General features: G+C 63.1%; 18 protein-coding genes. 4 read left to right on the top strand and 14 right to left on the bottom strand.

The features are described 5' to 3' along the window. Positions 1–28: 28 nt before the first annotated feature. The 3 genes from QQ658_RS02760 to nifJ form a co-directional block, all read right to left on the bottom strand. On the bottom strand, positions 29–343 hold the full coding sequence (locus QQ658_RS02760; protein WP_286026156.1) for a DnaJ family domain-containing protein: 315 nt from the start codon (positions 341–343) through the stop codon (positions 29–31). A gap of 58 nt (positions 344–401) precedes the next feature. After that, the gene (locus tag QQ658_RS02755) at positions 402–1,397 is read right to left on the bottom strand and encodes a dihydroorotate dehydrogenase-like protein (RefSeq protein ID WP_286026155.1); all 996 of its coding nucleotides are present in this window, start codon (positions 1,395–1,397) and stop codon (positions 402–404) included. 125 nt (positions 1,398–1,522) lie between these two features. Continuing rightward, positions 1,523–5,125 (bottom strand): pyruvate:ferredoxin (flavodoxin) oxidoreductase, encoded by a 3,603-nt coding sequence (gene nifJ, locus QQ658_RS02750; protein WP_353057936.1) that lies wholly within the window; start codon positions 5,123–5,125, stop codon positions 1,523–1,525. A gap of 239 nt (positions 5,126–5,364) precedes the next feature. Here nifJ and QQ658_RS02745 point away from each other — a divergent pair, with 239 nt between their 5' ends. Both QQ658_RS02745 and QQ658_RS02740 read left to right on the top strand, forming a co-directional pair. Beyond that, on the top strand, positions 5,365–7,467 hold the full coding sequence (locus QQ658_RS02745; protein ID WP_286026154.1) for a PTS fructose transporter subunit IIABC: 2,103 nt from the start codon (positions 5,365–5,367) through the stop codon (positions 7,465–7,467). A gap of 91 nt (positions 7,468–7,558) precedes the next feature. Next, a complete protein-coding gene (locus QQ658_RS02740; protein ID WP_286026153.1) occupies positions 7,559–7,921 on the top strand; it encodes an SdpI family protein in 363 nt (120 codons plus the stop codon). Between the two features lie 210 nt (positions 7,922–8,131). Here the strand turns inward: QQ658_RS02740 and QQ658_RS02735 are convergent, their stop codons facing one another. The 6 genes from QQ658_RS02735 to relB all read right to left on the bottom strand — a co-directional run bounded on the left by QQ658_RS02735 (position 8,132) and on the right by relB (position 14,892). Next, a complete protein-coding gene (locus QQ658_RS02735) occupies positions 8,132–9,991 on the bottom strand; it encodes a vWA domain-containing protein (RefSeq protein WP_286026152.1) in 1,860 nt (619 codons plus the stop codon). A 118-nt stretch (positions 9,992–10,109) separates the two neighbouring features. Continuing rightward, positions 10,110–11,354, bottom strand: coding sequence for a threonine ammonia-lyase IlvA (gene ilvA, locus QQ658_RS02730; RefSeq protein WP_286026151.1), 1,245 nt, complete (start codon positions 11,352–11,354; stop codon positions 10,110–10,112). Continuing rightward, the gene (locus QQ658_RS02725) at positions 11,351–12,190 is read right to left on the bottom strand and encodes an aldo/keto reductase (RefSeq protein ID WP_286026150.1); all 840 of its coding nucleotides are present in this window, start codon (positions 12,188–12,190) and stop codon (positions 11,351–11,353) included. The genes ilvA and QQ658_RS02725 overlap by 4 nt, the downstream gene beginning before the upstream one ends. A gap of 225 nt (positions 12,191–12,415) precedes the next feature. Beyond that, on the bottom strand, positions 12,416–14,206 hold the full coding sequence (gene metG, locus QQ658_RS02720) for a methionine--tRNA ligase (RefSeq protein WP_286026149.1): 1,791 nt from the start codon (positions 14,204–14,206) through the stop codon (positions 12,416–12,418). A gap of 195 nt (positions 14,207–14,401) precedes the next feature. Continuing rightward, on the bottom strand, positions 14,402–14,668 hold the full coding sequence (locus tag QQ658_RS02715; RefSeq protein WP_502928927.1) for a type II toxin-antitoxin system RelE family toxin: 267 nt from the start codon (positions 14,666–14,668) through the stop codon (positions 14,402–14,404). Continuing rightward, entirely contained in the window at positions 14,668–14,892 is a 225-nt protein-coding gene (gene relB / locus QQ658_RS02710) for a type II toxin-antitoxin system RelB family antitoxin (RefSeq protein WP_286026147.1), read from the bottom strand. The genes QQ658_RS02715 and relB overlap by 1 nt, the downstream gene beginning before the upstream one ends. 184 nt (positions 14,893–15,076) lie before the next feature. Here relB and QQ658_RS02705 point away from each other — a divergent pair, with 184 nt between their 5' ends. Further along, positions 15,077–16,123 (top strand): hypothetical protein, encoded by a 1,047-nt coding sequence (locus tag QQ658_RS02705; protein WP_286026146.1) that lies wholly within the window; start codon positions 15,077–15,079, stop codon positions 16,121–16,123. 194 nt (positions 16,124–16,317) lie between these two features. Further along, on the top strand, positions 16,318–17,493 hold the full coding sequence (locus QQ658_RS02700; RefSeq protein ID WP_286026145.1) for an ATP-binding protein: 1,176 nt from the start codon (positions 16,318–16,320) through the stop codon (positions 17,491–17,493). 133 nt (positions 17,494–17,626) lie between these two features. Here QQ658_RS02700 and QQ658_RS02695 read toward each other — a convergent pair whose 3' ends face one another. The 5 genes from QQ658_RS02695 to QQ658_RS02675 all read right to left on the bottom strand — a co-directional run bounded on the left by QQ658_RS02695 (position 17,627) and on the right by QQ658_RS02675 (position 22,697). Further along, complete coding sequence (locus tag QQ658_RS02695) at positions 17,627–18,565, bottom strand: ribonuclease HI family protein (RefSeq protein ID WP_286026144.1); 939 nt, start codon at positions 18,563–18,565, stop codon at positions 17,627–17,629. A 10-nt stretch (positions 18,566–18,575) separates the two neighbouring features. Continuing rightward, positions 18,576–19,385: a family 1 encapsulin nanocompartment shell protein gene (locus QQ658_RS02690; RefSeq protein WP_286026143.1), complete on the bottom strand. Its 810-nt coding sequence runs from the start codon at positions 19,383–19,385 to the stop codon at positions 18,576–18,578. Then, positions 19,385–20,488, bottom strand: coding sequence for a Dyp-type peroxidase (locus tag QQ658_RS02685; RefSeq protein ID WP_286026142.1), 1,104 nt, complete (start codon positions 20,486–20,488; stop codon positions 19,385–19,387). Before QQ658_RS02685 ends, QQ658_RS02690 begins: the two co-directional genes overlap by 1 nt. A 241-nt stretch (positions 20,489–20,729) precedes the next feature. Further along, positions 20,730–21,809 carry a BMP family ABC transporter substrate-binding protein gene (locus QQ658_RS02680; protein ID WP_286026141.1) on the bottom strand — a complete coding sequence of 360 codons (1,080 nt, stop codon included), beginning with the start codon at positions 21,807–21,809 and terminating at the stop codon, positions 20,730–20,732. 57 nt (positions 21,810–21,866) lie between these two features. Next, positions 21,867–22,697, bottom strand: coding sequence for a BMP family lipoprotein (locus QQ658_RS02675; RefSeq protein WP_286026140.1), 831 nt, complete (start codon positions 22,695–22,697; stop codon positions 21,867–21,869). Between the last annotated feature and the right edge of the window lie 42 nt (positions 22,698–22,739).

The raw sequence follows: 22,739 nt of genomic DNA, 5'->3' as shown, positions 1-22,739 counted from the left end.
GAATCTTACGGCGTCGGGCCACAGCCTGTCAGCTTGGCCGCGAATCACGTCCGCGGTCTTTGAATTGGCGTCGCAACTCTCCGCCGGTCAGATTCTCGCGTTCCAGTTTTTCCTTGATCCACAATGAGGAAGGCCGAGCGCAGCCGAGCTTGCTCGAGCTGCCGAGGCCGACGAAATTGTTGACGAGCGCGAAGCGCGAGGAGCACCAGTCGGGGTCACCAACCCATTTCAAGTGCAGAGGTTGGCCTTTGCCTGGCAGATGATCGAACTCTCCCCGCTCGGTCGCCTCGCGGACCAGCCGGTCAATAAATGATTCGTAGCGCGGCGCCGGATCCTCAGCCATGGTTTCAACGTTAGCTCGCCCATCCCTGAATCGACGATGCCGCCGAAGAGTGGGTTGATCACAAGGACGAGGTGATGACCTTCATGTACTGGGCCCGCTCGAACTGGCCCGGGTCGGGCACGTTTGCCGCGCTCATTGAGCCCTGCAGTTGCTTCACCGACTCGTAGTCGTGCTCGTCCAACCAGGCGTCCAGTTCATGCAGCATCACCTTGAGGTGCCCCGGGCCGTTGTGCAGCAGCGCGGACGCCGTGCACGCCACATTGGCACCGACCAGCAACGCCTTCAGTGCGTCCAAACCACTGTGCACGCCGGAGGTGGCCGCCAGCGACAAGCCCGGACGTTGGGCCCGCAGGATCCCTATCCAGCGCAGCACGAAACGCAACTCCTCGGGAGAGGACAATGCCAACCGACTTTCTAAGGCAAGCGAATCCAGATTGATTTCGGCGCCGTAGAAGCGGTTGAAGAGCACCAGTCCGTCGGCGCCGGCCTCGTCGGCTCGCCGGGCAAATGCGCTCAAGCCGGTGAAATGTTGAGACAGCTTGACCGCCAACGGCACCTCGATGCGTCCACGGACCGACTCGATGATCTCCAGGTACCGCGCCTCGACCTCGGCCGACGACTCGCCGGGATCCGCATTCACCGAATACAGGTTGAGTTCGATCGCGTCGGCCCCGGCCTCCGCCATCAGCCGCGCATATTTGGCCCAGTCCCCCACCTTCGACCCGTTGACGCTGGCAATCACCGGAATCTGGACGAGCTCCTTGGCCCGCCGCAGCCATTCAACATGCCGGGCCGGGCCGACATCGGTGAAGTCGATCTCGGGCAGCGGAGCCGACGCGAACTCGGCAAAATCGTCGCCGATGTCCATCAGGTCGGACGCGGCCAGTTCTTCGGCCTCGGCCTCCTCCTGGAACAGGCTGGGCAGCACCACCGCACCCGCGCCGTTCTCGGCCAACTGCAGCAGCGAGTCCTCTCGTCCGGTCAGCGGGCTGCACGATGCGATGATCGGCGAGCGCAACTCCAAACCCAGATACGAGGTTGTCAGGTCGGCCATCGCTCAGTTCCCCTTCGTTCCCGCTTCGGCATCGTTGCCCGTCGCGCCCAATCTCTGGGCGCCGGACGCAATGGCCCAGCTGCTCCATGCGGATGTACCTCGAAGCCCGATCAGTTCTGCCACCGTCAGTTCTCCTTCGCCCCAGATTCGGCATCGTCCACGGACGCAGCCGCCTGCTGAGCAGGCATCGCCCGCTGCACTCCGGCCAGCTGGCTGTAATAGTGCCAGCGCTCGTCCGCATCCGCTTGGGCCAGCGCGAACAGGTGCGCTGCCCGCTCGGGGTTGGAGCGCTTCAACATCGAGAATCTGGCCTCGTCGCTCATGAAGTCAGCGACCGCGCCCACGGGTGCCTTCGAATCGAGGTGCAGCGGGGTGCCCTCGGCCTCCTCGGTCGGACGGTACCGGTAGAGCGGCCAGTATCCGGTGGCCACCGCGTTGGCCTGATGGCTCATCGAGGTCTGCATGTCGATGCCGTGCGAGATGCAGGTCGAGTAGGCGATCACGATGCTCGGGCCGTCCCACGCCTCGGCCTCCATCAGCGCACGAACCGTCTGCTGCTGATTGGCGCCCATCGCGATCTGCGCCACATAGACGTTGCCATAGGCCTGCGCGATCATGCCGAGATCCTTCTTCGGCGATGACTTGCCGGCAGTCGCGAACTTCGCGGACGCGCCGCGCGGCGTGGCCTTGGAAGCCTGGCCGCCGGTATTCGAGTACACCTCGGTGTCGAGCACCAGCACGTTGACGTTGCGTCCCGAGCCGAGCACGTGGTCGAGACCACCCGAACCGATGTCGTAGGCCCAGCCATCGCCGCCAACGATCCAGAAACTCTTGTTCACCAGCTCATTGGCCAGGCTCAACAGCCTGACAGCCTTCGGATCATCCACACCTTCGAGCGCTTGCTTCAAAGCTGCGACCCGCTCGCGCTGGGCGATGATGCCGCCCTCGTCGCTCTGCTCCGCGTCCAAGATGGACGACACCAGATCTTCGCCCAGGTCCCCGGACAGGCCACGCAGCAGACCGCGGGCCTGCTTGTTCTGCATCTCCCAGGCGAGCCGCATGCCCAGACCAAACTCGGCGTTGTCCTCGAACAGCGAATTGCTCCAGGTCGGACCGCGGCCCTCGGCGTTCGTGGTGAACGGGCTGGTCGGCAGATTGCCACCATAGATGGACGAACACCCGGTCGCGTTCGCCATCACCAAGCGGTCACCGAACAACTGGGTCAAGGTACGGATATACGGAGTCTCGCCGCAGCCGGAGCAGGCCAGCGAATACTCGAACAGCGGCTCCAGCTGAGCGGCCCCCTTGACCTGATCGTGGCGCACCTTGGTGCGGTCGATATCGGGAATGCCAAGGAAGAAGTCATAGTTCGCGCGCTCGGCCTCCAGGTGCTCGCGGCGCGGCTCCAGATTGATCGACTTGTGCTTCACCTCGGTCTTCGAGCGGGCCGGGCAGACGTCGACACAGATTCCGCAGCCGGTGCAGTCATCCGGCGCGACCTGGACGATCAGCTGGTGACCCTTGAGGTTGCGGTCGCGATAGTTCTTCGACTGCAAGGTGTCCGGAGCGCCCTCCAAGCCCTCTTCGGGAGTGACCTTGATGCGGATCGCCGAATGCGGGCAGACGATCGCGCATTTGCCACAGTCGATGCACAGGCTGGAATCCCAGATCGGGATCTCTTCGGCGATGCCGCGCTTCTCGTACTTTGAGGTGCCGCTGGGCCAGGTGCCGTCCACCGGCAGCGCGCTGACCGGCAGCAGATCGCCTTCGCCGCGCAGCATGGTGGCGGTGACGCTCTTGACGAAGTCGGGTGCGGCGTCGGGCATCGGCGGCATCCGGTGCAGGTTGAGTTCGTCGTCCTCAGTGATCTTCAACGGCTCGAGGGCGGCGATGGCGCCATCGATGGCAGCGAAGTTCCGCTCGACCACGGCGCGGCCGCGGCGTCCATAGGTCTGCTCGACCGACGACTTGATGCGGGCGATCGCGTCTTCGCGGGAGACCACACCCGACAGGTAGAAGAAGCAGGGCTGCATGACGGTGTTGATGCGCTTGCCCAGGCCCGCCTGGTGCGCCACCGCGGCGGCGTCGATGATCCAGACCTTCAGATCATGGTCCTTGATAAGATCGCGCACTTCGGCGGGCAGCTCGTCCCAGGTGCGATCACCATAGGGTGAATTGACCAGCACGGTGGCGCCCGGTTTGGCCAGATCGAGGGTGCGCATCTGGAAGAGCAGTTCGAACTGATGCACCGCGACGAAGTCGGCCTGATCGATCAGGTAGGCGGAGTTGATCGGCTGGTCGCCGAACCGCAGGTGGCTGACCGTGGTCGCCCCCGACTTGCGGGAGTCATAGACGAAGTAGCCCTGGGCATAGCGGCCGTCGTCCGAACCGATGATCTTCACCGAGTTCTTGGACGCGCCGACCGTGCCGTCCGAGCCCAGGCCGTAGAAGACCGCCGACAGGGCATTCGAGGCAGGGCGGAAGTCATCGGGCACCGGCAGGGACAGGTGGGTGACGTCGTCGTTGATGCCGACGGTGAACCGCTTCTTGGGTTCGGTCTTGGCGAGTTCGTTGAACACCGCGGCGGCCATCGCCGGCGTGAATTCTTTGCTCGACAAGCCATAACGTCCGCCGATCAGCTTCGGCATGCCGGAATCGAAGTGCGAGACGTTCTCGGCCGCGGCCACCATGACGTCGGCGAACAGCGGTTCGCCGGTAGCACCAGGTTCCTTCGTGCGGTCGAGCACCGCGATCGTCTTGGTTGTCGTGGGGAGTGCGTCGATCAATGCCTCGACCGGGAACGGACGATAGAGCCGGAGCGTGGCGGCACCGACCTTCTCGCCACGGGCGACCAGTTCATCGACTGCTTCGCAGGTGGTGCCCCAGGCAGAGCCCATCACGATGGCCACGCGTTCGGCATCGGGCGCGCCGTGGTAGTCGACCAGTGAGTAGCGGCGTCCGGTGCGCTCGGCCAACTCGTCGAAGACCTCGGCGACGATGCTGGGCACGGCGTCGTAGAAGACGTTGGACGCTTCGCGGGCCTGGAAGAAGACATCGGGGTTCTGGGCCGTGCCGCGGATCGTCGGGGCATCGGGGGTCAGCCCGCGCTGCCGGTTAGCCAGCACGTCTTCCTCGCGGACGAGTGCGCGCAGATCGTCGCGTCCCAGCGTCTGAATCTTGTTCTCTTCGTGAGAGGTGCGGAAGCCGTCGAAGAAATGCAGGAAGGGTACCCGGCTGCGAAGCGTGGCGGCGTGCGAGACGAGCGCGAAGTCGTGTGCCTCCTGCACGCTGGACGCACAGAGCATCGCCCAGCCGGTCATCCGGCAGCCCATCACATCGGAATGGTCACCGAAGATGCTCAGCGCATGGGTGGCGACCGTACGTGCGGCGACGTGAATGACGGCCGGGGTGAGTTCACCGGCGATCTTGTACATATTCGGGATCATCAGCAGCAGGCCCTGGGAGGCGGTGAAGGTCGTGCCCAACGTGCCCTTGGTGACCGCTCCGTGCAGGGCACCGGCGGCTCCGGCCTCGGACTGCATCTCGATGACCTCGGGTACCTCCCCCCAGATGTTCGTGCGTCCGGCGGTGCTCCAGGCGTCCGATGATTCGGCCATCGGTGACGAGGGGGTGATCGGGTAGATCGCGATGACTTCGCTGAGGGCGTGCGCCACGCGCGCGGCTGCCTCGTTGCCGTCCATTGTTTCCCACGTTTTTTCTACTGCCACGCTCTCCAGCTTCGCACATCTGCCATAATGACCCGGCACAGGGGTTTGGTTAGGGCAGCCTCAGTTTGCCAGGGGATCTTAGGGACTGACAGAGAATCAATGCGTCGCAGCAGTAATTCTCTGGAGGGACCTTACTCATAGCGGCGATTCATAGCGGAGCCGACGGGCAACCTGAAAGAATGAGCCCACGGTAGTACTCCTTTGATACTTCGCGTAGTCGCGATCAGAGAGGTAACACAATGGCAGAACCGCTCATCACCCCCGAGTTAGTAAGGCTCGATGCCTCGATCACCGGCGATAAACATGCAGTCATCGCCGAAATGGCCGAACTGATCGCGGCCAGCGGGCGCGCAGATCGGCAAGGTCTGCAAGAAGCGTTCGAGAAACGTGAGGCTCAGTTCGCCACCGGCATGCCCGGTGGAATCGCGATTCCGCATTGCCGCGCCGACGCCGTGACTCAGGCCTCGCTGGGGCTGATCAGGCTGGCCGAACCGGTCGATTTCGGATCGAAGGACGGCCCCGCCGACCTGATCATCGGTATCGCTGCTCCCGAGGGCACCGGCGATGCTCATATGAAGTTGTTGGCGAAACTGTCCCGGTCGTTGGTGCGCAAGGATTTCCTGGCTGCTTTGCGCTCGGCCGCCACTCCGGACGAAGCCGCGTCCTTGATCTTGCAGGTCGTCCAGCCCGAAGAGGCGAAGCCGGCCGAAACCACATCTGCGCCGCCCGCGCGGGCCGCCGACGAATCCGCGCCACCTGCCCGCGCCGCCGACGAACCCGCCGTTGACTCCGCCACGCAGCCAGCCGCGAACGATAAGCCCGTGCTGCTGGCCATCACCTCGTGCCCGACCGGCATCGCCCACACCTACATGGCGGCCGAAGCACTCGAGGAAGCCGCCAAGGAGAAGGGCATCGAATTGCACGTCGAGACCCAAGGGTCGGGCGGCATCGATCCGTTCACGCCCGAGGTCATCGCCAAGGCGGGCGCTATCATCATCGCCGCCGATGTGGGTATTTCCGGACGCGATCGCTTTGCCGGCATGCCGGTGATCGAATCGAGCGTGAAGCGTCCGATGAATGAGCCCGGCAAGATGCTGGACGAGGCGGTTGCTGCCGCCGAAGACCCGAACGCGGTGCGCGTCGCCGGTGGTTCGGGAACCGGTTCGGATGCTGCCGCCACCAGCGGAGCGAAAGTCGGCTGGGGCAAACGCATTCAACAATCTGTGATGACCGGCGTCTCTTACATGATCCCGTTCGTTGCTGCCGGTGGATTGTTGACGGCTCTTGGCTTCGCCGTCGGAGGCTATGACGTGTCGTTCGTCGCCGAAGACGTGGCGCTCAACTATTCGCTGTGGAATCTGCCGGACGCCCAGACCTATGAGACTGCCGCCGGCATGGCAACGACATCAGCTGCCGGAATGGCGCTGTATCTGGGTGCTGTCTTCAACGCCCTCGGTGGTTGGGGCATGGGCTTCTTGGTTGCCGCGTTGAGCGGCTATGTGGCCTTCGGTCTGGCCGGACGCCCCGGCATCGCCCCAGGCTTTATCGGCGGCGCGCTGTCGGTGGCGATCGGTGCGGGGTTCATCGGTGGCCTGGTGACAGGCATTCTCGCCGGTTTGCTCGCGATGTGGTTGGCGTCGCTCAGGCCGCCGCGCTGGCTCGCCGGTCTGATGCCGGTGGTGATCATTCCGCTCGTCACGACGCTGCTTGTCGGGTCGCTGATGCTGCTCCTGCTCGGACGCCCGCTCGCGTCCCTGATGACCAGCCTGCAAGACTGGCTGACCGGCATGACCGGAACCTCCGCCGTGCTGCTCGGCGTGATCCTCGGTTTGATGATGTGCTTCGACCTGGGTGGCCCGGTCAACAAGGCCGCGTACCTGTTCGCGACCGCAGGACTTTCGCAAGGTACCGAGGCATCATGGTCGATCATGGCCGCGGTGATGGCGGCCGGCATGGTCGGCCCGCTCGCGATGGCGCTGTCGACGACGGTTCGCCGCAACCTTTACACCGAGGCAGAACGCGAGAACGGAACGACAGCCTGGCTGCTGGGTGCCGCGTTCATTTCTGAGGGTGCGATTCCGTTCGCGGCCGCCGATCCGCTGCGAGTGATTCCGTCGATGATGACCGGCGGGGCCGTGACCGGCGCGCTGTGCATGGCACTTGGCGTCGGCTCCAAAGCACCACACGGCGGCGTATTCGTCTTCTTCGCCATTGATCCGTTCTGGGGATTCCTGGTCAGCATCGTCGCAGGCACTCTCGTCGCCGCGTTCGTGGTGACCGTCCTGAAGCAGTTGGCCGCGAACAAGAAGAAGGACGCCGCGACCGCGGAGGCCGCCGCCTGATTCTCGGGCAACCGGCAGTACAAGAGGCGGCGGACCCGCATCGGATTGTTGGGGCGCCGTCGCCTCTAGTTCAATCGCCAGGGAGGTGGATATGCCAGGCGCAGCGACGACGCTCCTACTTCTTGGAGTCATCTTCCTCGGAATAGGGATTCTCTGGTGGGGAGCTCGGCTGCGTCCGAACTGGGTGGCGGGCATCCAGACCGAAGCGGTCATGTCAAGTAAGGACGCCTGGTATGCGGCTCATCGCGCGATTGCCTGGCCCATGATCGTGCTCGGAGCACTTCAAGTCGTGGCGGGGATCGTCGTGCTTATCTTCCACGGCAAGGTGAATTGGATCGATTTCGCAGTCTCCTCACGGGCCGTCAGCTTGAGCTATCAAATCGGGATGATCGCAATCCTGATAGCAATAACGATTTACGCGAACCAGGTAGCACGCAAGGTCAGCAAGTCGTGATCTGATCGAAATGGCGTCTCGCAGCGCGGCTGATCCGGATTTCAAAGCTCACGCACTGCGCCTTGATCGCACCTCTCGTTCGAAATCATCGATCGTCACGAAATCGTTTGGGTTTGCGTCTGCCTCAGCCACACATTGGTTCAAGATCTCGCCGATCTCTGGCGCGACGAAACCGTCATCGACCGTCCCTTGTATGCCGGGGTCTTCTCGTTACTCATGGGACTTCTCTTTCCTTCGACGGACAACGACCCATGTGCCCGTAGCTGCGGCCAAGAGAATCACCGCGCCGATGACGACCCAGACCATCGCGCCGGAAACTGCCGTTCGGGGAGACTCCGCCGAGCCCTCGGGCGCCTGCGCGGGCATAGGTGAGGAAGACTCGATCGCCGAATAGTCATAGACGGGACCGGGCTCAATATCTCCGGGAGTGATCATGGTCAGCAAGAAGGTCAGTTCATAGGCGTCGCCCTGCGTGTCATCGGCCTGGACGCGCAGGTAGTAGTCGCCATCAAGGCCGTAATACTCCGATCCGTAGCGAACTTTCTCCTCGCTTCCGGCGCCGTATTCCTCAGTGCCTCCAAAACCCGGAGCCCACGATCCCCCGCTTATGAAGAACGGAATCTTCTCGCGCAGCGGATTATCGGTGAACATCCGCACGTCACTCCACCGATTATCACCGGAGTCCTTGCCCGTGAATGTGATCGTGTAGGCGATTTGTTGTCCCCAGGTGACGGGGATCTGGAAATAGCGCGTTTCCCCGGTCACCACGGTGCTTTCATAGGTTTCACCTGCGGCAAGTACCGTCGCCTCGTTATACGAGAGTCCACCGGGGACCGCTGTCGCGGAGTCATTGTGCTCGGGTTCTGCCGGCGCTTCGAGCACCTCAGGAGTAGGCAAGTCGGACGCGTCGGCCGGCGGCTCATACCGGATCAGGATCTCGACCGTCGCCGGAACGTCGCTGAACTTCTGTCCATCACGAGCGAGTTGCAAGTAGGTCGGTTGCTCGCATTCATTGCTATGCAGAACCTTGGTAGTTACGCCTGCTCTTGTGTCGGGCGAACTCATACTTACTTGCGACGCACAAAATGACATATCGGCCTCGTACAGCTCCAAGGAGAGATTGAAGTACCACCCGTCCGTCTCATCCGACGCGCCAACAGGCACCGACATCGTGGCCGAGACATGCGCGGTCCACCCTTCAGGCACATCGAGACGGTAAAACTTGGCGTTTTCCCGGTCAACGGGGAGCATGCTCCCATTTTCGAGGGTGTCGACATATTGTCCTTCGCCGAGCAGCGGAGCGTCCTCGGTCATCTCGGCCGCGCCAGTCACCGGTTGCCCCTCGGCCGTGTAGCCATTGATCGCATGGTCGACCTGAACGCGCAGGGCATCGTCCAGTTCCTTGGAATCTCCGGCGTCCTTGTAGGTGCCGTTCGCTGCCTGCGCGATGCATTCCAGCTCGGCGCGGGCGTCATCGTCCACCCGGAAACCGACGGTGTGGATGACCAGGTCCAGTCCGCCGGCAGCCAGTTCGGCTGCTACCTCGCACGGCGGAGGCGGCGCACAGGTGTCAATTCCGTCACTGACCAGCACGATCGACCTGGGTCCATCGGCAGGCAACGCGTCGGCAGCAGCCCGCAGGGCGGACCCCATCGGCGTATAACCCGATGCCTGAATCCCATCCACGGTCGAAATGAACGACGGCGCATTCACGGGACCGAGCGGCACCAACGTCTTGATGTCTTCGCAGCCGGCGGCCATCTCGGCGTCCGAGTTTCCGGTGCCGGTGCCGTAGACGATGAGACCCAGCTCCGAGTTTTGCGGCAGCCCGGACACCAAGTTCGTGACGGCCTGCTTGGCGGCATCGATCCGAAGCCCGGGCGCGTCGTCGGCGAGCATCGATCCGGACGCATCCAGCACGATCATGGTCGGCACCGTCGCCGACGTGTCACTTGGAGCGGCATGGGCCGAAGGTGACGAGATACCTCCTGCCAGCACAGCCAGCAAGAGCGCTGAGCTTAGCGCAACCGTGCGCCGGGAACGGTGACGAGACGTGACATCCGTTGTCATGGTCCACTCCTGCGGTCAAGAGATGTTGGACCGCAAGCTACCAGTTCGTCGCCAACCCCAGGATCGCCTGTGGATAACTACTGCTCGACCATCGGTCTGCGGATCGGCTCGACTGCACTCAGACCAGGAAACGGTAGAACGGGCTGTCCGGGTCGATCGCCTCGACCTGCAGCGGCGAATCAGCCATCCGTTGGAGCAGGGCCGGTAGCTCTGACGGCTCACCGATCTCGATGCCGACCAGCGCCGGTCCGAGATCACGGTTGCTGCGTTTGGTGTACTCGAAGAGCACGATGTCGTCGTCCGGGCCCAGCACCCCATCGAGGAAGCCCCGCAAAGCTCCGGGCTCTTGTGGAAACTGCACCAAGAAGTAGTGCTTGCGTCCCTCGAAAACCAGCGAGCGTTCGATGATCTCCGAGTACCTGGAGACGTCATTGTTGCCACCCGACACCAAGGCGACCACGGTTTGGCCAGGCTCGACCTGCACGATCGAACGCAAGGACGCGGACGCCAGCGCTCCCGCAGGCTCGGCGATCACCCCGTCGGTTTGATACAGGTCGAGCATCTCGCTGCAGATCTGCCCCTCGGTGACCGTCGCCCACTCGCAGCCGATGCGATTGATGATCTCAAAAGTCAGGTCTCCGGCCTTGCTAACTGCCACGCCGTCGGCGAAGGTCTCGATGTGGTCCAACTGCACCGGATGCCCGGCTCGCAACGCCGCCTGCATGGATGCCGCTCCCGCCGGCTCGACCCCGATCACCCTGGTAGCAGGCCAGCGCTCGCTCAGCCAGGCGAGGCAACCCGACAGCAGGCCTCCCCCGCCAACCGGCACCAGCAGCACATCGGGCGCGGTGCCCAGCTGATCGACGATCTCGGGAACAACCGTGCCCTGACCGGCGATCGTCCGCAGGTCATCGAAAGCGGGCACCTGCACCGCACCCGTACTCTGCGATACCGATTTGGACGCCGCGGACGCCTCATCGTAGGAGTTGCCGACGAAGATCAGTTCGACCCACTCGCCACCGAGCGACCTCATCCGGTCGCGCTTTTGCCTGGGTGTGGTGGTGGGACAGAAGATGCGCCCCTTGATGCCCAGCCGTGCACACGCATAGGCGACCCCCTGCCCGTGGTTACCGGCAGAAGCACAGACCACGCCGGCAGCCTTCTCGGCATCAGTGAGGGTGCTCATCAGATGGTAGGCGCCGCGCAGCTTGTAGGAGCGGACCGGCTGTAGGTCTTCGCGCTTCAGCAAGACCTGCGCGCCGGTGAGGTCGCTCAACCGGTCATTTCTGATCAGTTCGGTCCGGCGGGCGACCCTCGCCAGATTTCCGGCGGCTTTCTCGATATCGGAGGCCGTCAGGTTCATGCAAGCTCCACCTTGTCAGGGTGGGATCCGGTGCGCTGTCCCCGATCGAGGGCATTGATCAGGCCCATCTGTGCCTCGGTCAGCTCGAAGTCGAAAACATCGGCGTTGGCTGCGATGCGCTCGGGATGCACCGACTTCGGGATCACCACCAGGCCGCGCTGCAGATGCCAGCGGATGATCACCTGGGCGGTTGAGCGTCCGAGATCTTCGGCAACTGAGGTGATCACCGGGTCTTCGAGAAGGCTCCCTCGCCCCAAAGGCGACCAGGATTCGGTGACGATGCCCAGCTCGTTGTTCACCCCGACCAGGTCTTGCTGGGCCAGATAGGGATGAATCTCGATCTGGTTGACCGCGGGCGTCACACCGGTCGCGTCGATGATCGCGTGCAAGTGTTCCGGCTCGAAATTCGAGACACCGACCGCACGTGCCCTGCCATCTTGCTGAAACTCCAGCATGGTGCGCCACGTCGCCACATAGTCCGTGGTCTTCGCCAACGGCCAGTGAATCAAGAAAAGATCGACGTGATCGACCTGCAGATCTTCCAGGGTCTGGGCAAACGCCTTGCGGGCGGCGTCCGGTTCATGGAAAGGATTGTTGAGCTTGCTGGTGATGAAGACCTCGTCGCGCGGCACGCCGCTTTCGGCAATCGCCTTGCCGACCTCGGCCTCATTGCCGTACATCTCGGCGGTGTCGATATGCCGGTATCCGGCCTCAAGAGCAGCCTGGACGCTCGAATACGCCTCGTCCTGGCCCACCTTGTAGGTGCCGAATCCCAGTTGCGGGATCTGAACTCCACCAGGCATTTCGATCAACGGTGACGGTACTGCAGTAGACATCTCACACCTCCGTGGTCAGTTTAGCCAAGGCATACGAGATCAGCAGGCTCAGGCAAACGGCGACCAAGTCATCTGCGCGTGTCGCGCTACGGTTGACGGTCGCTACCGGCTTCGTCTTGCGACCGGCATGGCAGAACCCGACCTCGATATCGTGCGCGGCCTGAGACCTGCAACCAACCTGCCGGGGCTGCCGTTGATCTGATGGCTCTGGCACTGCCAGCCGTGTTACGAAAGCGGCGCCCACTCGGGGCCGGTCTCGCCCAGCTTCTCGTCCAGCTTGCGGAACAACGGGGTCGGCTTGCTCAATGGAGTGCCCGCCACGATCGGACGCGATTCCCAGCGGGCCCGCTCGCTCGCATAATCTCCGGTCAGCACGGGGTAGGAACGGGTGCCTTGGCCTTCGTCCACCTCGCGGATCTCGGGCTGAGCCGCCCAGACACCCTCGCCACCCAGCAACTCGAAAACCTTCTGAGCCGAATGCGGCATGAACGGGGTGAGCAAGGTGTTGGCGTCCGAGACGATCTGCAGGGCGACGTGCAGCACGGTGTCGCGGCGGTCGGTGTCGTCCTTCAGCTTCCACGGCTCGGTCTGCGACAAATACTGGTTGGCCGAGCTGACCACCCGCATGGCCTCCGAGATGGCCTGCTTGAATTTGCGCTGGGTCAGCAGGGTGCCGACGGTATCGAACGCTGCCTTAGAAGAACCGAGCAGCTCCTGATCGACCGGCAGCAACTCGTGGATCGGCGGGATGGCGCCATTGTTCTTATTGGCCATCGACACCGAACGGTTGACCAGGTTTCCCCATTCATTCGCCAGTTCGGTGTTGTTGCGGCGGACGAATTCGTCCCAGGTGAAATCGGTATCGCGCGACTCGGGCCCGGCGACCGCGATGTAATAACGCAGCGAATCGGGGCCGAATTCGCGCAGGAAATCACGGACGTAGATGACGTGGCCGTGCGAGGTGTCGACCTTCGAACCCTTCATGGTGAGGAACTCAGAGCTGACCACTTCGGTCGGCAGATCGAGGGTGCCGAACCATTCACTGGGCTTGCCACCGCGGCTGCCCTGGCCGTTGACGCCGAGCAGCATGGAGGGCCAGATCACCGAGTGGAACACGATATTGTCCTTGCCCATGAACATATAGCAACGGGCGTTGTCGGTCGTCCACCAGGCTCGCCAGGCGTCCGGATCGCCGGTGCGCTTGGCCCACTCGATGGACGCCGACAGGTATCCGGTGACCGCGTCGAACCACACGTAGATGCGCTTCATGTCGTCTTCTTCCCAGCCCTCGACGGGGATGCGAATGCCCCAGTCGAGGTCGCGGGTGATGGCGCGCGGCTTGAGTTCTTTGACGTAGTTGTAGCTGAAGTTCAACACATTCGGACGCCAGTCCTGGCGGGTGTCGAGCCAGTCCTTCAGCTGATCGGCCAGCGCCGGCAGGTCGAGGAAGAAGTGGCTGGTCTCACGGAATTCGGGGGTCTCGCCGTTGATCTTGGAGTGCGGGTTGATCAGGTCGATCGGGTCGAGCTGGTTGCCACAGTTGTCGCACTGGTCTCCGCGGGCGAACTCGAACTTGCAGATAGGGCAGGTGCCCTCGATGTAGCGGTCGGGCAGGGTACGTCCGGTCGAAGGCGAGATGGCACCCATCAGGGTCTTCTCGACGATGTAGCCGTTGTCGTGCAGCACGCGGAACATCTCCTGCACGACCTTGGTGTGGTTCTCGGTGGTGGTGCGGGTGTAGAGATCGTAGCTGAGCCCGAGGCCTTGCAGGTCCTCGACGATGATGCGGTGGTACTTGTCAGCGGCCTCTTGCGGGGTGAGACCCTCGGCCTCGGCCTTCACCTGGATGGCGGTGCCGTGCTCGTCCGAACCCGAAACCAGCAGCACCTCGTGGCCCGACATTCGCATGAACCGTGCAAAGACGTCGGAGGGCACTCCGAAGCCGGAGACGTGCCCGATATGACGCGGCCCATTCGCATAGGGCCAAGCAGCGGTAGCAAGAACGTGAGCGCACATGGGTCCGATTCTAGGGGTTCGGCAAGAGTGTTCCGTTCACGGCTCATCCCGGGAACCGATTCGCTTTGTCATCACGAACAGCGACGCATACAGCGCTGCTCAGTTGCATCTCTCGTTAATGAAGACCGGCACTGCCGAAAGCAGCAGAGCCTCTGTATTCAAGGCAGTAAGCAACCTATAGGTGGTTACGCCCAATCACGGCCGGTAGATCCTGCTATGGTGGCCGACCTCAAGAGCCAGAATCACCAGGTCGTGGTCGCGGATCTCGCACAGCACCCGATAGTCGCCAATCCGGTATCTCCATTTACCGGACAAGTCAGCCGTCAGTCCCTTGCCATGAGCCCGGGGATCGCTGCACCCGTCAATGTTCTTCGCCAGCCATGCAACGATCACTCTCCGCACACCCGGATCAAGCTTTGCTAGTTGTCTGTCGGCGCGGCGCGAATAGAGCAGCCGCCACATCATAGGTATTTGGCCGCGATCTCGGCCGCGGTCAGCGTAGTGGGGTCGGATTCAAACTCAGCCTTGGCTTCGTCCCATACCCGTAGATCGAACTCGTCCTCGATCCGCTCCAAAACAGATTCCCGTAAGAACTCTGAAACTGAAACGCCGTATGTCGTCGCGCATTCAGAGATCAATGCTTTTTCCTCGGCCGTCAACCGAAGCGAGATTGTAGTGTTCGTCATCGTTTCACCCCTTGTATTCACTGCCAGTCTTTCTGCCAACCAGGACGACGGGGGGTTTCTCTCGGCCACGACCCGGTAACACAATTGTATTACATCGCGTACGCCCAAAGTCGGTCCACCTGACTCAGACCTCGGGACGGAGAGCCGATGCAGATCGGTTCCCCGGGTACCACAATGGTGACCTGTGAACATCCGGACGCCGCTGCTGCGCGTGATCGGTCATGCGCTGTGGGTCGGAGTTTCGGCGTTTCTGGTCGGTGCGATTGTCATCGCCGCGTTCGTCGCCGCACGGTTCGGGGACCTCTATGTCGTGTCCGCCGCCCAGATCTTCTGGCTCTTCGCCGCCGGCTGGACGCCTGTTGTCGCTGCCATCACAGTGCTCATCGGTCTCGTCACCGGGACCACCATGAACGCGCGGTCGCCCCTCACCAAAGTGCTCATTTCCTGCGGCGGTTTCGGCGCGGTCCTGGCGATATTCCAGGCCCTGACGCAATCCAAATACCACTGGTCGGCTTGGTCATTTCCGCTTGCTCCGCCGATCATTGTCTGGACTCTCGCAACGGGGATCTGCGCCACATTGCTGTCTTGGCGGCGCAGAAATCAAGACCTCAAGTTGTCGCTGCCGGGACGCAAGCTCGCCTGGCGAGCGATCGTTGCCGGGCTGGTCGCCGTCACCTTGTGGCAGACCTGGGCCTTCGTCCGATATCACTCCCCCGCCACCGACTATTCGTCCGGCTATCCGACCGAGATCGCCACGCCCACCGCGGCCCCCGCTCCAGCCGAGACCTATTCGCCGATCGAGCCAGTCGATCCGGCGGTTCCCGTCTCCGCGGTCCGCGAGGATCTCGCCGCGTTGCAGGCCAGCGCATTGAATGCCACGGATCCCGCTCTACTGTGGGGAGTTCCGTTGGAGATCTCTGAAGCGTCTTGCACGAACGGTTCCGGAGTCGAGGGCACGCAGGTGAGCCTGGAGGGTCAGTTCTCCACGCGCGACCTGGATACCGCCACCGACAACGTGGATTTCCTGGACATCACCCAGGCCAACGAGGTTGTTGCCCAGCAGGTCGCGGATGCCTGGATCGCGGACGGGTTGATGGGCAATTACGACAAGATGAAAGGCAACCTCTACTTCGGTGATCACGGACGCGGCACCATTGCGTCCGCCCAGATCGACTTCATCGAGGGCAACGGTCACATCGACGTGGTCGGCGAATGCGCCACCTACGCCTAGGAAGGCCGAGGGCAGTCGAGCCCCTTTCGCAGCCGCGCCCGAAATCTGCTCCCGCGCTCGAGATCTCGGGCGCGGCTCTCGATTTCGGGCGCGAGAACTGGATTCATCGCCGCCAGAAATACCGGACGGACATTCCTACCTGCTATATCGTGCTATAGCGGCCATTCGGCGCTATAACCACTAGACTCTGCTGCATGTCGGAACAGACACCTTCGCGACAACCGAATCCCTATCGTCCGGGCTTCAATCAGGCGCCCCTGGTCTTTGCCGGACGCGACGATATCTTGGACGCCGCAGGCGAAGCACTCGAGGTCGCCGCCTTCGACGGCAGGACCCCTCGTCCGATCGTGCTGGTCGGACCGCGCGGCGTCGGCAAGACCGTGACGCTCGGTGAAATTGCCCAGGCAGCCGCCACCCGATTCTCCTGGCCCACCGTGCATGTCGAGGCCAAGGGTGCTCAGATGCTGCCTGAGCTGATCGCAAAGCTTCAGGTCGCCGAGAAGCTCTTCCACGGTGAAGCCCCCAAAGGCCGCACCAAGACTCACTCAAAGATCACCTCCACGAAGGTTGAAGCCCAGGTAATCGGGATCGGCGGCGGAGTGGAGATCGAGTGGGAGGCAGAACACGTCGACTCAACCCTCGGGCAACAATTCCGCACGACCATGGCCGCCGCGGTGAAACGGGACAGCGGATTGCTGCTCACTCTGGACGAACTGCAGAACTCGTCCGCGGCCGAGATTCTCGAGCTGGGCGGAGTGCTGCAAGAAAACGTCCCCGAAGGATGGCCGCTGGTGATGGTGATCGCGACGCTGCCCTCGCTACGCGGCAATCGCGGCCGCACGCTCCCCACATATTTGGAACGAGCCGAATGGCACGCCCTGGAGACCCTGCCCACGGTGGATGCCCGTGAAGCGTTGAGTGGCCCGGCCGCCCAATCCGGGCGTCCGATGAGCGAGGCCTGCGTTGATGCGCTGCTGGAGCTTTCCGGAGGATATCCCTACGCCATCCAGGTAGCCGGGCACTTCGCTTGGCGCGCCTCGCACGGCTCGCCGACGATCACCATCGCCCACGCGAAGAAGGCAACACCGCGAATCGTTGCCGACCTCGCACAGCTCTTCCAGAGCAGATGGGACGACGCCAGCCCGAAGGAACGCGAGTATCTCGCCGCACTTGCCGATGTTGAAGACTCCATTACTCTGCCCACCGGCGGAGACGTCGCGCGCAAACTTCACAAACGCGCGTCTGCCGTCTCGTATCTGCGTGATCGGCTGATCAAGAAGGGCACCATCTACCGCGACGCAGCGGGTGGATTGCGTTTCATCACCCCCGGCATGGGCGATTGGATCCGGCGCGCCACCGACCCGCGCTGAGCGCCTGGCGTTGACGCAATGCATCGATGGATCTTCTGTTTCCCGCGTCGTTCACCAGCAACTTTATTTTCCCGTTTGGGACGGAATACATATCACCGCCGAGACAGCGCTAATTCTCTGGCCGGCCAGAAGATCACGGAACTTGGGTGCCCTGGGAGAAGAGCAGCCGCCAGCGGCCGTCCAGGCGCTGCCAGATCGAGCTGCGCAGCCAGGTGCTGTGTGCCCCGACTGCACGCCACCTCAACAAGATGACATCTTCGGCCAGCCGCTCCGAACCGATGGGCTCAAAGCTGACGCGCACCGGCATGGGGCCGATTTCGGCGAGCAGGCGATTGCGCGTCCAGATGCGCCCGGACGCCCCGAATTCGCTGAACTTCGGATGCAATAACTGCCGCACCCGCTCCGGGTTGCTACGCACCTTGTCGGTCAGCAGTTCTTTCTCGAAGCCTGTGACCTGGTCGATGTCGGGATCGAATTCGAGCCCGAGCATCGGCTGGGCGTCCAATCCCGGCTCGGCTGTTGCTCTCTTCTCGGCCACTTCGCGGCGGACGACAGCGACGTCGGGTGTAGCCGCCACCTCTTCGAGAACGGACTCGTCGGCCGGTTCCGAACCCGCGAACCCGGGCCCATGATCGACTTTGGTGCCATCGCGATAGGCGGTAGCCGCCGCGCGGGCCCTGCCGTCAGCGGCCTCGTTCATGGCATGTCCGGCGTGCCCTTTGACCCATTCGAAGCTGACATCGCGTCCGGCCAGTGCTTCGTCCAGTTGCTTCAGCAGGTCCTGGTTGAGGACGGCCTTACCGTCCGCCTTCTTCCAGCCTTTGCGCTTCCAGCCAGGCATCCATCTGGTGACCGCGTTGATCACGTACTGGCTGTCGCAGAGAATCTTGAGTGGCTCGTCCGGCAGATGCTGGGTCGAGCGCAGCAGGTCGAGCACGGCGAACAGTTCACCCTTGTTGTTGGTGCCTTTCGGCCAACCACCGGCATGCCAGCAATCGTCATCGACATACCAGGCCCAACCCGAGGGGCCGGGATTCGACAAGGACGACCCGTCCGCCGCTGCAATGATCACGTGCGAAACGCTACTTGGCGACCGAACTCAGCACGACGCTCGCCTCGGCCGTGTAGCTCAAGAAGGTGAACGACTCCTGCAGGTACAGCTCGATGCCGTTCGCGTCATGCGACCAGTAGCCGATCGACAGGTCCTGACCCAGGTGTAGCTCGTAGTCACCGCCGCGGGTGGTGAGTAGCACCCCTCCGCATTTCAGGGCGGGCGCCCACATGACCTCGCCATCGAGCACCCTGGCCAGATGCTCCGAGACCGGATAGCCCTGGTCGGTCGTCTCCGAGACCTTGGTGTACAGATCAGCCGAAAGCAGCAGCGTGTAGGGACCGTCCACACCGGCCAGCCGCAACTCGCTCACCGCATGAGCCACCGCTTCGGGCACATCGCGAACGTCCTCGGGCACCACGATCGGATCATTGCTGCTGGTCTGCGCGATTCCCTCGATCGCCGCGGACGCAAGTCCGTGGAAGACGGCCCGGTCTTCTGCCAAGGCGATCTGCTGCACCGCATCCTTCACAGGCTGCCAATCGGAATCCTGCGCGCCGCGCACCACATCGTCCACCGCGGCACGGGTCACGGTGAACGGAACCCGGAGTTCGATCACCTGTCTCACCTCACGCTGCCGGGTGATGACGCCGTCCTCGGCCTCGTCGAGCGGACGCAGATGGCCGGTGCCGACCGCCGACAGTTCTTCGCCATCGGGCCCTGTGACATCGACGACCCGACGCCCGGCGATCCAGCGCGTGTAGGTGCGGCGTGCTTCTTCTTCGATCTGCGCCCAGGCCGCCTCGGAGATCGGGGCGAGTTCACGATGCAGGTTGTTCATTAGTGGTGACTCCCTTTCAAACTGCCGATACCCAACGAGCCATCTGCGGGTGAGCTAGGTGCGGTATCTGTGTGGTCGGTGATCCCGGCTGCCGCTGCGTCCGCGGCGCCGACGACGGCTGCTGTCTCGACAGAACGCACCGGGGCGTCCGCGATCGCAAAATCTTCCGGATCTTCCAAGAATGCCGCAGGCGGCACGAAGAACAGGCAACCCGTCACTGCCGTCGAAAAATCAAGGATGCGGTCATAGTTTCCGGGCGGATCGCCGATGAACATGTTGGTCAGCATCTGCTCGGTGACGCTCACGTCGGCGGCGTAGCCGATGAAATAGGTACCGAATTCGGCGTCGCCGAAGTGGCCGAACGGCAAATTGTCGCGGACGATCTGCTGCTCGTCGCCGTCCGGCCCGGTGACCGTGTTCAATGCCACGTGGCTGTTGGAAGGCTTGACGTCGTCGTCCAATTCGATGTCGCTGAGCTTGGTGCGCCCGATGACCCTTTCTTGCTCCTCGACCGGCAGCGCTTCCCACGCGGTCATGTCGTGCAAGTACTTCTGGACGATCAGGTAGCTGGCCCCGTTATAGACGGCGTCGTCGGCGACCAGCGCGGCGGTGACGTCATCAAGGGGAGGCTCCGGATTTTCGGTACCGTCCACGAACCCGAGCAGATCGCGTTCGTCGAAGTAGCGGAAGCCGTGCACCTCGTCGGCCACGTCGACCAGACCGTCCAGCCCGATGAGCAGTTGCCGGGCGAGCTCGAAACAGAAATCCTGTCTGGTGGCCCGGATATGAAAGAAGAGGTCGCCCGGGGTCGATACCGCAGTATGCACCGATCCGCTCAGCGGGATGAACGGGTGCAGACCGGCAGGCCGGGGCAAATCGGTATAGGCGCGATCCCAGAACCTCGATCCGATACCCACCACGCAGGTCAGGCCGGCCTCGGGAATGCGGAAGCCGACCGATCGCCGTAGCCCCGGAACATCGGCCAAGGCCTCCCGCGCGGCCTGCTCGCAGCCCTGCCGCACAGTGAGCGTCAAGAAGATGGCTGCCTTGGCAGGCGTGACCAATACCGGTTGCGCCAACTGTTGAGGCATCGCCTGCGACATCGAACCATCCTCCTGCTAAACCCTCGTCCAACGCTTTCCGGCTACGCCGACCCGCGGATCAGGGTTGAATTCCGTGTTTATCCTAGCAACTGCGGCGCCGATGCGCCCGTGCCCGACTTGACTCAGCTAAAAGGTCCGGGAAGCGTTGCGCGTGCCTCACGTAATAATGTCCGCGTAGCCGGTCCCTCGGAGAGTGGTTGCGGAGCTATCGATGGCAGCACGTGCCGAGCAGCTTTGCGGCTTATCCGATCGCGGACGGCGAGGTTACGGTGATCGAGCCGTCGACGATTTTCGCTGCGATGTCGTCCAATTCCTTGCTCAGATCGGTTCCGAGATCAGCAGAGCTGGACGGGACGAAAGCCGTCGCCTCGTTGCGCAGCGAAGCCGTGAAGGCACCGGAGGAACTGCGTCCTTCTTGATCGGTCTTGATCAGTTCATAGATGGCTGCGCCACGGTCTTTGACGACCGACCCCAGCTGCTGACCGCAATAGTCGGCCTCGGTCAGGCATCCGTCGGTTTCGGTCCAGATCACCTTGGTCTTGCCGTCGGACTCGGCGAGCTGCAAGGCGCCCTCGCCCGACTTCCCCGCCACGGCCATGATCACGTCGGCGCCATCGTCGGTCAACGATTCGGCGGCCGCCTGTCCCGCCGAGGCGTCTTCGTACGGCGAGCTGTCCGACCGGACGAAGGTCCCGTTCTGAGAGTCCAGGCTCCAGCCCAGCGCCTCGACGTCGGCGTCCTTCGCGTCGTTGTAGTAGTCGACGCCCTGCACGAAACCATCCATATAGATGGTCACCGCCGGCACACTGAGTGCCCCGAACACGCCGACCTTTCCGCTCGAAGAACTCGCCGCCGCAGCATATCCGGCAAGAAAGGACGACTCGTGAGTGCTGAAGATCACGGTTCGCAGATTGGCCGGCGCCGAGTTGGGGATGGCATCGACCAGAGCGAATTGCACCCCCGGATTGGCCTTGGCGGCGGCCTGGGTGGAGTCGGCCGTCCCGCTGCCGAGCGCGATGATCACCGAGCAATCCGAATCGACCAGCGTCTGCAGCACCTGAGGATAATCGGCGGACGATTCTGCCGTCATCGGGTTGATCTGCACGCCGAGTTCGGTCTTGGCCCGGTCCAGCCCGTCGAGGGCCTGCTGCGCGGGGCCACCCTCGGCGTCATCGGACGCGTCGGTCATCAAACAGGCCTGATAGCCATCGGCCTCTTGAGGCTCTGCGGACGCCGTCGAATCGATCACCGGGGGCTGGGCGCATCCTGCAAGAGCGCATGCCAACAATCCCGCAACGAGCACGCTCGATCCCTTTTTCATGATTCGTTAGCCTAATGGTCTCCGGCCCCGACGCCTGGGAGGCACAACGGCTCGGCCCTAACCGGCGGCCGGAGGGGTGATCGATCCGTCGATCAGGCCGGCGCGCAACTGGGCGACCTCGGCCTGCAGTTCGTCGCTGGCGTCGTCTGGCAGTGGCACGATGTCGACTCCCCCGTCTTTCAGCGTCCCGAAATAGGGGGCGCTGGTGAACTGGCCCCGGGTGGCCTCACCGATGGTCGTGATGACTGCTGCGTCCACCACCTTTCGGACGGAATCGCTGACCGCACCATCTGTGTCCGAGGCCGTGACGTTGGTTCCCTTGGCCTGGTTGTAGTAGTCGACGCCTGCGGTGAAGCCGTTTCGGTAGACGTCATCGGCGTCGGACGCGACTGCTGCCCGGTCATTCGAGGTTTGCGCGGCTGCCACGTATCCCGCCAAGAAGGCCGCATCCGCGGTGTCGAAAAGCAGCGGTTTGAGGTTGGTCTGAGGGGTCTCGGCCTGGGCGTCCACCAGCAAGAAGAACACGCCGGGATGGGCTTGAGCGGCGGTTTGCGCGTCCCCGGCATGTGCATCGCCAACCGTGACGATCAGCGAGCAGCCACCTTCGGCGAGATCATTCACGGTGGACGCATAGTCGGCGTCGTCGTCCGCCTGCGCCTGACTGACCAGAAGATTCAGTTCGGTTGCGGCCTGCAGCATGCCTTCGTAGGCGGCCTGGTTCTCCGCGCCATCGGCGAAGCCGGCGCTGTCGGCCGCCATGCATGCCTTGAACGCGCCCGGCGTGGGCGATCCGTCGCTCGCGGCACCGGAGGCACCCTGCGGACCACTTGCGCAACCGCTGAGAACCGCCGCACCGGCGACGCAGATCACCAAATCACGCAGATGCATTGCATACCTCCTGATGGGACGACCCAGCGACGGTAGCGCACC

This window comes from Propionimicrobium sp. PCR01-08-3, assembly GCF_030286045.1.
In the GTDB taxonomy this organism is placed as follows: domain Bacteria; phylum Actinomycetota; class Actinomycetes; order Propionibacteriales; family Propionibacteriaceae; genus Brooklawnia.
The sequence above is the reverse complement of the archived record's forward strand: the minus strand, read 5'-3'. Positions and strand labels throughout refer to the sequence as shown.

Excerpts from the sequence above, each read along its gene's own strand:
- QQ658_RS02760 (WP_286026156.1), bottom strand. The coding sequence starts at position 343 with ATGGCTGAGGATCCGGCGCCGCGCTACGAATCATTTATTGACCGGCTG.
- QQ658_RS02755 (WP_286026155.1), bottom strand. The coding sequence starts at position 1,397 with ATGGCCGACCTGACAACCTCGTATCTGGGTTTGGAGTTGCGCTCGCCG.
- QQ658_RS02745 (WP_286026154.1), top strand. The coding sequence starts at position 5,365 with ATGGCAGAACCGCTCATCACCCCCGAGTTAGTAAGGCTCGATGCCTCG.
- QQ658_RS02740 (WP_286026153.1), top strand. The coding sequence starts at position 7,559 with ATGCCAGGCGCAGCGACGACGCTCCTACTTCTTGGAGTCATCTTCCTC.
- QQ658_RS02735 (WP_286026152.1), bottom strand. The coding sequence starts at position 9,991 with ATGACAACGGATGTCACGTCTCGTCACCGTTCCCGGCGCACGGTTGCG.
- ilvA (WP_286026151.1), bottom strand. The coding sequence starts at position 11,354 with ATGAACCTGACGGCCTCCGATATCGAGAAAGCCGCCGGAAATCTGGCG.
- QQ658_RS02725 (WP_286026150.1), bottom strand. The coding sequence starts at position 12,190 with ATGTCTACTGCAGTACCGTCACCGTTGATCGAAATGCCTGGTGGAGTT.
- metG (WP_286026149.1), bottom strand. The coding sequence starts at position 14,206 with ATGTGCGCTCACGTTCTTGCTACCGCTGCTTGGCCCTATGCGAATGGG.
- QQ658_RS02715 (WP_502928927.1), bottom strand. The coding sequence starts at position 14,668 with ATGTGGCGGCTGCTCTATTCGCGCCGCGCCGACAGACAACTAGCAAAG.
- relB (WP_286026147.1), bottom strand. The coding sequence starts at position 14,892 with ATGACGAACACTACAATCTCGCTTCGGTTGACGGCCGAGGAAAAAGCA.
- QQ658_RS02700 (WP_286026145.1), top strand. The coding sequence starts at position 16,318 with ATGTCGGAACAGACACCTTCGCGACAACCGAATCCCTATCGTCCGGGC.
- QQ658_RS02690 (WP_286026143.1), bottom strand. The coding sequence starts at position 19,385 with ATGAACAACCTGCATCGTGAACTCGCCCCGATCTCCGAGGCGGCCTGG.
- QQ658_RS02685 (WP_286026142.1), bottom strand. The coding sequence starts at position 20,488 with ATGTCGCAGGCGATGCCTCAACAGTTGGCGCAACCGGTATTGGTCACG.
- QQ658_RS02680 (WP_286026141.1), bottom strand. The coding sequence starts at position 21,809 with ATGAAAAAGGGATCGAGCGTGCTCGTTGCGGGATTGTTGGCATGCGCT.
- QQ658_RS02675 (WP_286026140.1), bottom strand. The coding sequence starts at position 22,697 with ATGCATCTGCGTGATTTGGTGATCTGCGTCGCCGGTGCGGCGGTTCTC.